At 60.1% G+C, this 12,660-nt stretch carries 9 protein-coding genes, 2 tRNA genes and 2 rRNA genes (1 of these 13 running past the window's edge); 4 read left to right on the top strand and 9 right to left on the bottom strand.

Features of this window, described 5'->3' with window-relative positions:
* Window positions 1-60: 60 nt before the first annotated feature.
* Both WM2015_RS01005 and WM2015_RS01000 read left to right on the top strand, forming a co-directional pair.
* Window positions 61-429: a hypothetical protein gene (locus WM2015_RS01005; RefSeq protein WP_049724287.1), complete on the top strand. Its 369-nt coding sequence runs from the start codon at window positions 61-63 to the stop codon at window positions 427-429.
* A 108-nt stretch (window positions 430-537) separates the two neighbouring features.
* On the top strand, window positions 538-2,598 hold the full coding sequence (locus tag WM2015_RS01000; RefSeq protein ID WP_049724286.1) for a TonB-dependent copper receptor: 2,061 nt from the start codon (window positions 538-540) through the stop codon (window positions 2,596-2,598).
* Between the two features lie 47 nt (window positions 2,599-2,645).
* On the opposite strand, the gene mscL is transcribed toward WM2015_RS01000, so the two are convergent.
* The 3 genes from mscL to WM2015_RS00985 form a co-directional block, all read right to left on the bottom strand.
* A complete protein-coding gene (mscL, locus tag WM2015_RS00995) occupies window positions 2,646-3,053 on the bottom strand; it encodes a large-conductance mechanosensitive channel protein MscL (RefSeq protein ID WP_049724285.1) in 408 nt (135 codons plus the stop codon).
* A gap of 81 nt (window positions 3,054-3,134) precedes the next feature.
* Window positions 3,135-3,749, bottom strand: a complete 615-nt coding sequence (locus WM2015_RS00990; RefSeq protein WP_156200735.1) for a class I SAM-dependent methyltransferase — start codon at window positions 3,747-3,749, stop codon at window positions 3,135-3,137.
* Between the two features lie 15 nt (window positions 3,750-3,764).
* The gene (locus tag WM2015_RS00985) at window positions 3,765-4,241 is read right to left on the bottom strand and encodes a bactofilin family protein (protein WP_049724283.1); all 477 of its coding nucleotides are present in this window, start codon (window positions 4,239-4,241) and stop codon (window positions 3,765-3,767) included.
* Between the two features lie 216 nt (window positions 4,242-4,457).
* Between WM2015_RS00985 and WM2015_RS00980 the strand changes: the two genes are divergently transcribed.
* Entirely contained in the window at window positions 4,458-5,078 is a 621-nt protein-coding gene (locus tag WM2015_RS00980) for an energy transducer TonB (RefSeq protein WP_082169328.1), read from the top strand.
* Window positions 5,079-5,196: 118 nt separating this feature from the next.
* On the opposite strand, the gene WM2015_RS00975 is transcribed toward WM2015_RS00980, so the two are convergent.
* Window positions 5,197-6,879, bottom strand: a complete 1,683-nt coding sequence (locus WM2015_RS00975) for a glutamine--tRNA ligase/YqeY domain fusion protein (RefSeq protein ID WP_049724281.1) — start codon at window positions 6,877-6,879, stop codon at window positions 5,197-5,199.
* A gap of 153 nt (window positions 6,880-7,032) precedes the next feature.
* Here WM2015_RS00975 and WM2015_RS00970 point away from each other — a divergent pair, with 153 nt between their 5' ends.
* A complete protein-coding gene (locus tag WM2015_RS00970) occupies window positions 7,033-8,304 on the top strand; it encodes a dicarboxylate/amino acid:cation symporter (protein WP_049724280.1) in 1,272 nt (423 codons plus the stop codon).
* Between the two features lie 15 nt (window positions 8,305-8,319).
* Here the strand turns inward: WM2015_RS00970 and WM2015_RS00965 are convergent, their stop codons facing one another.
* The 5 genes from WM2015_RS00965 to WM2015_RS00945 form a co-directional block, all read right to left on the bottom strand.
* Window positions 8,320-8,880 (bottom strand): TlpA family protein disulfide reductase, encoded by a 561-nt coding sequence (locus tag WM2015_RS00965; RefSeq protein WP_049724279.1) that lies wholly within the window; start codon window positions 8,878-8,880, stop codon window positions 8,320-8,322.
* A 406-nt stretch (window positions 8,881-9,286) separates the two neighbouring features.
* A 5S ribosomal RNA gene (gene rrf, locus WM2015_RS00960) occupies window positions 9,287-9,401 on the bottom strand.
* Window positions 9,402-9,515: 114 nt separating this feature from the next.
* Window positions 9,516-12,398: ribosomal RNA gene (locus tag WM2015_RS00955) — 23S ribosomal RNA — on the bottom strand.
* Window positions 12,399-12,558: 160 nt separating this feature from the next.
* Window positions 12,559-12,634, bottom strand: a tRNA-Ala gene (locus WM2015_RS00950).
* 9 nt (window positions 12,635-12,643) lie between these two features.
* Window positions 12,644-12,660: transfer RNA gene (locus WM2015_RS00945), tRNA-Ile, on the bottom strand; it runs 60 nt beyond the window's last position.

Raw genomic sequence — 12,660 nt, 5'->3', positions numbered from 1 at the left:
AGGTCGGGCGCAGAGAAGGAAAGCGCCTCTCCTTTCCTGCTGATGCATTAGAATACTCTGATGCACCGTCTTCGCCGCCCTCGTTCCCTGCTGACCAGCCTGCTGGTCCTGAGCCTGTGTCTGCGCTTTCTCGTGCCCACCGGCTTCATGCCCGGCGAAGGGCAGCTACTCGAACTGTGCACGGCCGGTGGCCTGCAGACCGTCCGAATCGATCCGCAGTCGGGCGAGATCCTCGGCGACGACCATGAATCCGGACCCGCCTGTCCATGGACAGCCGTCCTCGGCAAGCTGATTCTGCCGACGACAAGCGTTCCGTCATTTGCATTCTTCCCCCAACAGGCACCTGCACGAAACGGAGACCGAGGTACCGAGTCCCTCTCGCCGCTCGGCCTGCCCCCGGCCCGCGCTCCCCCGATCCTGCTCGGTTAAGCCCTCCCCTGATTCGACGCGCCCGCCGTGACGGTGGGAGCCACCCTGCTCGCCCGACGGAACGGGCCGGGGCAATCGACGCTTTACTGAAACAAGGATCTCAACGCCATGAACGCTTGCATACTCCGCTGGCCGGCACTGCTGTGTGCCTGCACGCTACCCTTCTCCGCTGCCCTCGCCGCGGAGGAGTCTCCCCCCGAAGCCCCCCTGGAAACGATGGTCGTGACCTCCCCGAGAGTCGCTCCAGGCCAGGTCAGCTACGACACCCAGGACCTGGACAACAGCCGTGAGACCGGCGACCTGCTGCGCGATATCACTGGCGTCTCCGGCGCCCGGATCGGCGGGCATGGCACCGATCCGGTCATTCGCGGTCTGGGCCAGAATCGCATCAACGTGCTGCTGGATGGTGCCTTCGTCCACGGTGCCTGCCCCAATCGCATGGACCCACCCACGGCCTATGCCAGCGCCTCCAGCTACGATCGGATCACGGTGCTGCGCGGCGTGACCACGCTGGAATACGGTGGCGGCCCCGGGGGCACCATCCTGATGGAGCGCCACACCGAGCGATTCCAGGAGGGAGAGTCAGCCCGCTTCGGGTTCGATAGCGCCTATCGAAGCAATGGCGATGTTCGCCAGGCGTCGGTCGACCTGAGCGCCGGAGGCAGCCAGGGCTTTCTGCGCGTGATCGGCGGCTGGATGGACGCCGACAACTACGAGGATGGCGCCGGGGTGGAGGTCCGTTCGGCCTTTCAGGAGCGGTCCGCTACCCTGATCGCTGGCTGGACCCCGGACGAGACGACCCGGCTGGTCTTCAGCGCCGAAGCCCAGCGCCTGCGCGACGAGTTGTTCGCCGGCGCGGGCATGGACTCTCCCATGTCCGATAACGATGGATTCCGGGTCCAGTTCGAGTCCGTCGAGGTGGGGCCCTGGGCCAGGCTCGACGCCGAACTGTTCGTGTCCCGCGTCGACCATGTCATGGACAACTACAGTCTGCGCGATGCCCCTTCACCGATGATGCTGCTCCGCGCGCCGGCGAGTTCGGACACCGACGGAGGACGCCTGGTGCTGGAACAGGACTCGACGCTGGGTCGGTGGCGCTACGGGCTCAGCATTCAGAACAATGCGCGGGACGCCATCCGCGTGAACGATTTCAACCAGACCCTCAACTCGGTCCTGTGGCCGGGCGTGAGCATCGATCAGACCGGTGTTTTTGCCGAACTGAGTCGCGCCCTTGTCTCGTCCTGGCAGCTGACCGGGGGCTTGCGATTCGATCGAGTACGGGCCGAGGCGGAGCGAGCCTACGAGAATCCTCCCGGCATGCTGCTCGCGCCCATCGAACTGTACGAACGCTACAATGCCGACGCTGACCCCGGTCCTCGCCAGGAGCATCACTGGGGCGCCTTGCTGCGCCTGGAACACAGGCTCGCCAGCGGTCTGGGTGCAGTCTATGCCACCCTCTCGCGCAGCCTGCGGACGGCCGATGCTACCGAGCGCTATATCGCCTCCAATGCGCCGACGCCATCACGGCGCTGGGTCGGCAACCCCGGCCTGGACCCCGAGCGCCACCACCAGGCCGAGTTGGGCCTGCTATTGGCCGAAGGCGCCTGGAACGTGGAGGGCTCGCTGTTCTACAACCGCATCGACGACTTCATCCTGCGTGACCGCACGGGGAGGATCGACGATAACGCCACGGTGTACCGGAATGTCGACGCGACACTATGGGGTGGAGAGCTGAATGGACGCTATCGCTTCGGTGAACAGTGGCGGATGGAGCTGGGCCTGGCCTACGTTCGTGCCACCAACGATGATGATCACCGACCGATCGCCCAGACACCGCCCCTGGAGGCACGTCTGGGTCTGGGCTATGAGTCCGATCGCTGGGAGGCCGGCATCGATTGGCGAGCCGCGGCGCGACAGCGCCGAGTCGATGATGATCCCCTGATCGGATCGGGACTGGATTCCGGCGACACACCGGGCTGGTCGGTCATCGATCTTCGCGGACGATACAGCCTGAACGCACAGTGGCGACTGGAGGCGAGGATCGACAATCTGCTGGATCGGCAATATGCAGAGCACCTGAACCGTGCCAGCGCCTTCGACGCCGAACAGATCCAGGTCAACGAACCCGGGCGCAGCCTATCCCTGCGCCTGAGCCGTCGATTCGACTGAAAACCGTTTCTCGAGCCCCGGGCGACGGCCCGGGGCTCGACCCGTCCTCAGGAGGCCTGCTTCTTCAGCAGGTCGCGAATCTCTTCCAGCAGAACTTCCTGGCGAGGCGGCTTGGCCGGCTCGGCGGGCTTGGCCTCCTCCTTGCGCTTGAGCCGGTTCATGACCTTGATGGCCATGAAGATGGCAAAGGCGATGATCACGAAATCGATCAGGTTGTTGATGAACAGTCCGTAGCGCAGCAGTACCGCTTCGCCCTCGCCCTCGGCCTGTTGCAGGACGACCGCCAGATCACTGAAATCGACCCCGCCGATCAGCAAGCCGAGCGGCGGCATGATCACATCATTGACCAGCGAGGAAATGATTCGCCCGAACGCCGCACCGATGATGATCCCCACTGCCATATCCACCATATTGCCCTTGACGGCAAACTCCCGAAATTCCTTCATCAAGCTCATTTCTGAATCCTCCAGTTGACCTCCCCTTGGAGGCCTCAGGATACGTCAGACTCGATGCGATCGGAGAGCGAATACGCTCGATCAAGAGGACTCGGGCTTGAACAGGTATTCACGCTGCCCATTCGAGAGCAGCAGGGTGCGCTCGGAGCGGAAACCCGGCAGACCGCGCTCGAGCGAAGCCAGTGAATAACGCGGAGCCGGGCAGCTCGGGTCTGCCGCTGGACCCAGCTGCAAGGCGTCCTCTGCGCAAAGACTGACCGGCGTCGGTCGCTGGCTCATATGAGTGGCGGACGACTCGATCAGGGCATGGACACGCACATCGGGCGCAAGGCGCGGTTCCAGCGCCCGAAGCAGCGCCTGCATCTGCGGCTCGTCAAGGTAGTTCAACAGGTTCCAGCAAAGGACCAGATCGACCTGCTCACCTCTGGCGGGTGGCAGGCGCTGCTGCAGAAGCGCGGGCAGGGGATCCGGCGCCTCTTCGCTGGATTCCAGTGGCAGCTGCGCCGTCAGGTCGAGGACATCGATCCGACAACGGCGCCCCCCGAAAACGTCCAGCGTCCCGCCGCGAATGGAGCCCAGATCGAGGACGACGAAGCGGCGATCTTCATCGACCTCGTGGAGCAGAGTCCCAAGGAGCGGGACCCGAACAGGGGCCGACCGATCCTCCGGATTCACGCGTTGTGCGAGTGCGGACACCGGCGGCCTGGCCGATCAGGAAGCGGACTCGCCGGACTTGCCGGCGGCTTGCCTGGCGGGGCCGCCCGAACCGAAGACCTGTTTCAGAGTCTCGGTCTGCGGGTCCATGTCGATGGTGCCGTTGAAGCGCGCGCCGTCCTCGAGGCTGATTCGAGGGGCCGTGATGCTGCCCTTGATGTCGGCACTCTGACGGATCACGACGCGTTCTGATGCGACGAGGTTTCCTTCCATTCGGCCTTCGACGAAGATCGTGTGCGCGTGCACGTCAGCCTTGACCTGCCCTCGTGAACCGATCGTCACACTGTTCTGCTTCAGCTCGACGGTGCCATCGACGCGCCCTTCGATCAGCAGATCTTCCTCTCCGCGAATCGTGCCATCCACCTTGATCGATGCACCGATCACTGCATTGCCCGCGGCGCTGGCGGGTCGGGAACCGGAGGCCCTGGAAGGTGCCTGACCGGCAGTATCGGACGCTTCGCGCTTGTTGAACATGTTCTGGGTTCCTGCACTGGTAGAACCTCTGATTCTAACCCTGCCCGGCAGGCCGACCGTCTGCGTTTTTTGAGCGCCAGTTCACGTTTTTCACCTCGATTGCGAGGAGATGACTTTACGCGGGGCGCTCGGCAGGGGTAGTCTCGAAGCGTCGGTATCGCGCCGGCACGGGCGGTTCGACGGCAGATCATTGGCTTCCCCAAGGAGGAAATCGCCATGAATAGCGTGTTGCGTTACCTTTGCATGGTCGCGATTGCGGCCGTTCTGACCCTGTCTTCTTTCTATCTGATGCACCGCCTGATCGCTCAGGCGCCCCAATCGCCACCGCTCGTCCACACCGAGCACTCGATCCACTTCGGCCCGGTGGACATCCCGGAGGACCCAAGACGAAAGGTGCGAGAGGTCGCTCCGGAGGAACCGGAACCGGTCGAACAGCCCACGATTCCGCAACGCGGCCCCATCACACGGATCGTTCCCGATCGATCAATGGTCGACCTCGCCCCATCCGATTATGGTGAGAAGATCCTGACCGGTGGCGTTCAGCCGGTGCCCCCGTCAAGCAATCGGGATGCTCGCCCGACCAATCCCATCGCGCCGATCTATCCGAGGCGCGCTGCACTCGAGGGCGTGGAAGGCTGGGTTCGGGTCGAAGTCGTCGTCGATGCCAATGGTCTGGTTCGGTCCAGCCGAGTCATCGATTCGGATCCGCGCGGGGTCTTCGATGATGCGGCGTTGCGGAGCGTCAACCGCTGGAGCTGGGAGCCTCGCCTGGTGAACGGCCGCCCGGTGCAGCAGACGGTCGTTCAGGAGCTGGTATTCAGCCTCAACGAAAGCTGAACGATCGTTCAGGGGCTCGGGCGGGGATCATCCGACCCTGCCCGGGCCTGTCTACAAGGCTCGGGATCGACTCGACCTGAACGATTTCAGGAACGGTCCGCCTTGGCGGGCGCGGCGTTCAGCCCTGGCTGAACTGCTTCTCGATCTTCGCCCAGGCATCCCGCAAGGTCACCGCGCGATTGAAGACGGGACGCTCGGGTCGGGTCAAGGGATCGGGAACGAAGTAGCCGGTTCGCTCGAACTGGTAGTGTTCCCCCACTCCGGCATCGGCAAGACTGGCCTCGAGTCGTGCATCGGGAATGATTTCAAGCGATTCCGGGTTCAGATGCTCGACGAAATCCCGCTCCTTGTCCGCGGCCGGATGCGGCACATTGAACAAACGATCGTAGAGACGCACTTCGGCCTGAACCGAATGACTTGCCGACACCCAGTGAATCGTGCCCTTGACCTTGCGATCGGCACCTGGCTGGCCGGACCGGGTCTCCGGATCGTAGCTGCAATGCAATTCGACGACCCGACCGGAATCGTCCTTGATCACCTCATCGCAGCGAATGATGAACGCGTTCCGTAGGCGCACTTCCCCGCCGGGCTTCAGGCGGAAGAACTTCTTCGGGGCGTCTTCCATGAAGTCTTCTTCTTCGATGAAGATCTCTCGCGTCATGGCCACCTGCCGGGTGCCCATGTCGGGGTTCTGCGGGTGATTGGCCGCCTCGAACCACTCCGTTTCATCTGACGGGAAATTGCTCAGCACGACTTTTAGCGGGCGGAGGACCGCCATTCGACGAGGTGCACGTACGTTGAGATCATCGCGAAGATTCCGTTCGAGAGCACCGAAGGGGATCACACTCTCGGACTTGGTGACGCCGATCTCGTTGCAGAAGGCACGGATGGACTGTGGCGTGAAGCCACGGCGACGAATGCCGGCGATCGTGGGCATTCTGGGATCGTCCCAGCCATCGACATGGCCTTCGTCGACCAGGCGCGTCAGTCGACGCTTCGACAGTACGGTGAAATCGAGGTTGAGTCTGGAGAACTCGATCTGGTGCGGCCGAGAAGGGACCGGCAGGTGTTCCAGCAACCATTCGTAGAGTGGACGGTGATCTTCGAATTCCAGCGTGCACAGGGAATGGGTGATCGATTCGATCGCATCGGATTGCCCATGGGCAAAGTCATAGGACGGATAGATGCACCATTCCGTGCCCGTGCGGGGATGGGCCTGGTGGCGAATGCGATAGATCACCGGATCTCGCAGGTTGATATTCGGAGCCGCCATGTCGATCTTGGCTCTGAGGACGTGGGCGCCGTCTTCGAATTCACCGGCCCGCATCCGCTCGAACAGGTCTCGGTTCTCTTCAGGGCTACGGTCACGGTGCGGGCTCGGGCGGCCGGGCTCGGTGAGCGTCCCCCGTTGCTCTCGAATCGCGTCGGCATCCTGGCTGTCGACATAGGCCAGGCCCCTGTCGATCAGGTGCAGCGCGTAACCGTACAGCGTCTCGAAGTAGTCGGAGGCGTGGCACTCGTTCTTCCACTGATATCCGAGCCAGTGGACATCTTCGCGGATCGCATCGATGTAGCGCTGTTCTTCACGCGCCGGATTGGTGTCATCGAAGCGCAGGTTCGTGTAGCCGCCGAATTCCTGTGGCAGGGAAAAATTCAGAACGATCGATTTCGCGTGGCCCACGTGGAGGTAGCCGTTGGGCTCCGGGGGGAAGCGCGTGACGATATATTCGTAGGCGCCGCTCTCCAGCTCTTTCCGGATGCGATTTCGAATGAAGTTGCTCGTGGGTTCCTGGCTTTCCATCGTTCTTCGGGTGCCGTCAAATCGGGCATTGTATCGTCGCACAAGGCCGTCGGCCAATGTTGAATGATCGCCCGCTACCGAGCGGCTTCTGGACCCGCCGGTTCAGCTGGGCTACCCTGCTTCGGCGCAACCCTCGAGCTTTGGAATTCCAACATGGCAGAACACGCTTTCGATCACCGCAAACTCTCCAATCGAATTCTCCTTGCCCTGGGCCTCGGTCTGGCGGTCGGAATCATCCTCAACCTCACGGCCTCCGGGGTGGAGTGGGTGCAGAATTTCATCGTGGACGGAGTGTTCAGCGTGGTCGGCGACATTTTCGTCGGCTTTCTGAAGATGCTGATCGTCCCCCTGGTCTTCGTCTCCCTGGTCACCGGCGTCAGCTCCCTGAGTGATCCAGGCCGCTTGGGACGCGTCGGAGGCAAATCCGTCGGACTCTATCTTCTGACCACCGGGATCGCCATCAGCCTGGCTCTGGCGGCGGCCGTGCTGGTTCGTCCGGGGGAGGGTGCGAGCCCGCCATCACCGGTTGAACGCGAAATCGCGGCACAGCCGCCTTTTTCTCAGGTGCTCGTGGACATGGTACCCAGCAATCCAGTGCAGTCCATGGCGGAAGCGGACATGTTGCCCATTATCGTCTTCGCGGTCTTGCTGGGCTTGTCGATTGCTTTCTCTGGCCGTTCAGGCGAACGGGTCGGTCAATTCTTCAGTGATTTCAATGAAGTCGTCATGCGCTTGACGGGCTTTGTGATGCTGCTGGCCCCCTATGGCGTGTTCGCGTTGATTGCGGGCCTGGCTGCGAGCACCGGATTGGACACCTTCTTCGGTCTGGCCAAATACGTGGTATTGGTCCTCGTCGTGCTGGTCCTGCACGCGGTTGTCACGTATTCGCTCATGCTGAAGCTGTTGACCGGCCTGAGCCCGAGAATCTTCTTTTCCAAGATGCGCGGAGTCCTGGCTTTTGCCTTTTCGACCGCATCGAGCGGGGCCACCATCCCGGTTACGCTCAAGACCGTCGAACAACGTCTGGGGGCGGACAACCGGGTGGCTTCGTTCACGGTGCCCCTAGGGGCAACCATCAATATGGACGGCACGGCCATCATGCAGGGCATCGCTGCCGGGTTCATCGCCCAGTACTACGGCGTCGATCTCGGCGTGGGTCAGTACCTGATGATCGTGCTCATGGTCATCATGGCGTCGGTCGGCGCCGCAGGCGTGCCCGGGGTCGGGTTGGTTCTGCTGGCCGGCGTGCTGACGGCCGTTGGCCTACCGGCGGAAGGAATCGGTTTGATTCTGGGCGTGGATCGGGTTCTGGATATGACACGCACCGCAGTCAACGTGACCGGCGACGCGATGGTTACCACGGTCGTCGCCCATTCTGAAGGGGAGCTCGACCGGGAAATCTTCGAAGACCAGCAGGTCGGCTGAGGCCTCGGATCGCCCTCACTGCCCCCGGTCATTGCCCGGGGGGATTGAGAGCTTGTCCCGCGATCGGTCGATCGCCTTCCTGATTTCAGCGGCCCAGAAGGGCGCCAACCTCGAGGCTTTCAATCCATGGGGGAGCTCGGCGTCCAGGGTAGGCCCCTGGCCGAGCAGCTCGTAGAGGTCGAACCGCAACCGGCCTTCTCCGTCCAGGATGATCACGGCGGGAGTGGCATGAATGCCCCAGGCCTCCGCGACCTGGTCAGCGTCATCGAAGACCACGAAGTCGTACCCGAATCGCTCGACGTAGTCTGCGGCCGACTCATCGTCCCGGAACTGAAGCGCATAGACATTCACCTCGTCTCCGTATTCCGCAACGATGCTCTGAAGATGGGGCATCAAGGACCGGCAATATGGGCACCAGGACGCCCAGAAAACGTACACGCCCACACCAGCCTGGCCGGAAGGCAGAGCGTAGCGCTCGCCGGTCGTGGAGTCCGCTTCGAATTCGGGATACGGGAGATCTGATGCCTTCAAGACGCCAACGGGAAGAAGGAGGAGAAAGAGGAGCAGAAGTCGCATGCTGGGGTCCAGGTTTGCGGTGGTTCAGCTTCAATAGACCGGGCCCGTCGCCATTGGCTTGCAGAATCTTTTCTCCCGAACCGTAGCCACGCCCGGATCCGTCTACACGTCCAGGCTCCTTTCGCGTCGAAGGAAAAAGCCGCCAAGGACATCTAGACGGGGGCTGCCAGGCCCAACAGATTCCGAAATGCAAAAAAAACCCCGCAACCGGAATCGGTTACGGGGTTTCAGGATAAATGCCTGGCAGCGCCGCTCATCTCGCCATGGCGGCTTGAGGCGCTAGCCGAAAGAAGCCTTGGCGAAGGGAGCGATCAGCGCGTGACCGTAGCTACTGCCAGGCCCAACAGATTCCGAAATGCAAAAAAAACCCCGCAACCGAAATCGGCTACGGGGTTTCAGGATAAATGCCTGGCAGTGACCTACTCTCACACGGCTATTGCCGCACTACCATCGGCGCTGGCGCGTTTCACTTCCGAGTTCGAGATGGGGTCGGGTGGTTCCACGCCGCTATTGCCACCAGGCAAAGCTAATCGTACCCGGACAAGCCGGGTTCAGAAATCTGTTCAAGAGCATCCTGACAGTCGTGTCAACGAAGGCAGTGTATTGATTGCGTAATCAATTGGCTTTGGTGTTATATGACCAAGCCTCACGGGCAATTAGTACTGGTTAGCTTCATACATTACTGCACTTCCACACCCAGCCTATCAACCTGGTAGTCTTCCAGGGCCCTACAGGGACCTCAAGGGTCCAGTGAGACCTCATCTTGGGAGGGGCTTCCCGCTTAGATGCTTTCAGCGGTTATCCCTGCCGATCATAGCTACCCGGCAATGCATCTGGCGATACAACCGGAACACCAGCGGATCGTCCACTCCGGTCCTCTCGTACTAGGAGCAGATTCCCTCAAGTCTCAAGCGCCCACGGCAGATAGGGACCGAACTGTCTCACGACGTTCTAAACCCAGCTCGCGTACCACTTTAAATGGCGAACAGCCATACCCTTGGGACCGGCTACAGCCCCAGGATGTGATGAGCCGACATCGAGGTGCCAAACACCGCCGTCGATATGAACTCTTGGGCGGTATCAGCCTGTTATCCCCGGAGTACCTTTTATCCGTTGAGCGATGGCCCTTCCATACAGAACCACCGGATCACTAAGACCTGCTTTCGCACCTGCTCGATCCGTCGATCTCGCAGTCAAGCACCCTTGTGCCTTTGCACTCAGCGCACGATGTCCGACCGTGCTGAGGGTACCTTCGTGCTCCTCCGTTACTCTTTGGGAGGAGACCGCCCCAGTCAAACTACCCACCACACATTGTCCTCGAACCGGATTACGGTCCAGAGTTAGAACTCCAGTTACACCAGGGTGGTATTTCAAGGATGGCTCCACGCAGACTGGCGTCCACGCTTCAAAGCCTCCCACCTATCCTACACAGGAGTAACCGAAGTTCAATGTGAAGCTGTAGTAAAGGTTCACGGGGTCTTTCCGTCTAGCCGCGGGTATACGGCATCTTCACCGCAAATTCAATTTCACTGAGTCTCGGGTGGAGACAGTGTGGCCATCGTTACGCCATTCGTGCAGGTCGGAACTTACCCGACAAGGAATTTCGCTACCTTAGGACCGTTATAGTTACGGCCGCCGTTTACCGGGGCTTCGATCAAGAGCTTCGTCCGAAGACTAACCCCATCACTTAACCTTCCGGCACCGGGCAGGCGTCACACCCTATACGTCCACTTACGTGTTTGCAGAGTGCTGTGTTTTTAATAAACAGTCGCAGCCACCTGGTCACTGCGGCCTCCACCAGCTCAGAGAGCAAGTCTCATCACCGGCAGAGGCGTACCTTCTCCCGAAGTTACGGTACCATTTTGCCTAGTTCCTTCACCCGAGTTCTCTCAAGCGCCTTGGGATTCTCACCCTGCCTACCTGTGTCGGTTTACGGTACGGTCAATTGTTACCTGAAGCTTAGAAGATTTTCCTGGAAGCATGGCATCAATGCCTTCGTGCCACGTGGGCACTCCCCATCACACCTCGGCCTTGATTCCCCGGATTTGCCAAAGGAATCAGCCTACATGCTTGGACCGGGACAACCATCGCCCGGCACACCTAGCCTTCTCCGTCTCTCCATCGCAGTAACAACTGGTGCAGGAATATTAACCTGCTTCCCATCGACTACGCCTTTCGGCCTCGCCTTAGGGGCCGACTCACCCTGCGCCGATTAACGTTGCGCGAGGAAACCTTGGGCTTTCGGCGTGCGGGTTTTTCACCCGCATTATCGTTACTCATGTCAGCATTCGCACTTCCGATACCTCCAGCAAACCTCTCGGTTCACCTTCGCAGGCGTACGGAACGCTCCTCTACCATGCAAGAAAACTTGCATCCGCAGCTTCGGTACATTGCTTAGCCCCGTTAAATCTTCCGCGCAGGCCGACTCGACCAGTGAGCTATTACGCTTTCTTTAAAGGGTGGCTGCTTCTAAGCCAACCTCCTGGCTGTCTGTGCCTTCCCACATCGTTTTCCACTTAGCAATGATTTGGGGACCTTAGCTGGCGGTCTGGGTTGTTTCCCTTTTGACGACGGACGTTAGCACCCGCCGTCTGTCTCCCGTGATTGCACTCTCTGGTATTCGGAGTTTGCCATGGTTTGGTAAGTCGGTATGACCCCCTAGCCATAACAGTGCTCTACCCCCAGAGGTGAGACACGAGGCGCTACCTAAATAGCTTTCGAGGAGAACCAGCTATCTCCGAGTTTGTTTAGCCTTTCACTCCAAGCCACAGGTCATCCCCTAACTTTTCAACGTTAGTGGGTTCGGGCCTCCAGTAAGTGTTACCTCACCTTCACCCTGCCCATGGCTAGATCACTCGGTTTCGGGTCTACTCCCAGAGACTATGCGCCCTATTAAGACTCGGTTTCCCTTCGCCTTCCCTAAACGGTTAAGCTTGCCACTGAAAGTAAGTCGCTGACCCATAATACAAAAGGTACGCCGTCACTCTTACGAGCTCCGACTGCTTGTACGCACACGGTTTCAGGTTCTATTTCACTCCCCTCTCCGGGGTTCTTTTCGCCTTTCCCTCACGGTACTGGTTCACTATCGGTCGGCAGAGAGTATTTAGCCTTGGAGGATGGTCCCCCCATGTTCAGACAGGGTTTCACGTGCCCCGCCCTACTCGATATCACTGCTAATGCCCTTTCATGTACTGGGCTATCACCATCTATGGCCGGACTTTCCAGACCGTTCCACTAGAACAAAAGCAGCTTAATGGGCTAATCCCCGTTCGCTCGTCGCTACTGAGGGAATCTCGGTTGATTTCTTTTCCTCCGGGTACTTAGATATTTCAGTTCTCCGGGTTCGCTTCCTTATCCTATAGATTCAGATAAGGATGACCACAAGGGCCGGGTTTCCCCATTCGGAAATTCACGGATCAAAGCATATTGCCAGCTCCCCGTGACTTATCGCAGGCTATCACGTCCTTCATCGCCTTCTGCCGCCAAGGCATCCACCGTGTGCGCTTAGTTGCTTGGTCATATAACCCAAAGCCAACTGACTTTGGACGCAATGCTCAAACACACTAACCTTTTACGCTGACACGACTAAGAAACATTACTTGCGTAATGTCTCCAAGACGCTCTTGAACAGATTTCTGAATTGTTAAAGAACTTGATCCTCGACGGCCCAAACCTTGATGGTGGAGCCAGGCGGGATCGAACCGCCGACCTCCTGCGTGCAAGGCAGGCGCTCTCCCAGCTGAGCTATGGCCCCAATACAAGGTGGTGGGTCTGGGTGGA

The sequence above is a fragment of the Wenzhouxiangella marina genome, from assembly GCF_001187785.1.
GTDB classification, from domain to species: Bacteria; Pseudomonadota; Gammaproteobacteria; order Xanthomonadales; family Wenzhouxiangellaceae; genus Wenzhouxiangella; species Wenzhouxiangella marina.
Note: the sequence above shows the minus strand (reverse complement) of the source record. Positions and strands in the feature narration are given on the sequence as shown.

Bases quoted from the DNA above. Each gene is read 5' to 3' on its own strand.
- WM2015_RS01005 (WP_049724287.1), top strand. From the start codon at position 61: ATGCACCGTCTTCGCCGCCCTCGTTCCCTGCTGACCAGCCTGCTGGTC.
- WM2015_RS01000 (WP_049724286.1), top strand. From the start codon at position 538: ATGAACGCTTGCATACTCCGCTGGCCGGCACTGCTGTGTGCCTGCACG.
- mscL (WP_049724285.1), bottom strand. From the start codon at position 3,053: ATGAGCTTGATGAAGGAATTTCGGGAGTTTGCCGTCAAGGGCAATATG.
- WM2015_RS00985 (WP_049724283.1), bottom strand. From the start codon at position 4,241: ATGTTCAACAAGCGCGAAGCGTCCGATACTGCCGGTCAGGCACCTTCC.
- WM2015_RS00980 (WP_082169328.1), top strand. From the start codon at position 4,458: ATGAATAGCGTGTTGCGTTACCTTTGCATGGTCGCGATTGCGGCCGTT.
- WM2015_RS00975 (WP_049724281.1), bottom strand. From the start codon at position 6,879: ATGGAAAGCCAGGAACCCACGAGCAACTTCATTCGAAATCGCATCCGG.
- WM2015_RS00970 (WP_049724280.1), top strand. From the start codon at position 7,033: ATGGCAGAACACGCTTTCGATCACCGCAAACTCTCCAATCGAATTCTC.
- WM2015_RS00965 (WP_049724279.1), bottom strand. From the start codon at position 8,880: ATGCGACTTCTGCTCCTCTTTCTCCTCCTTCTTCCCGTTGGCGTCTTG.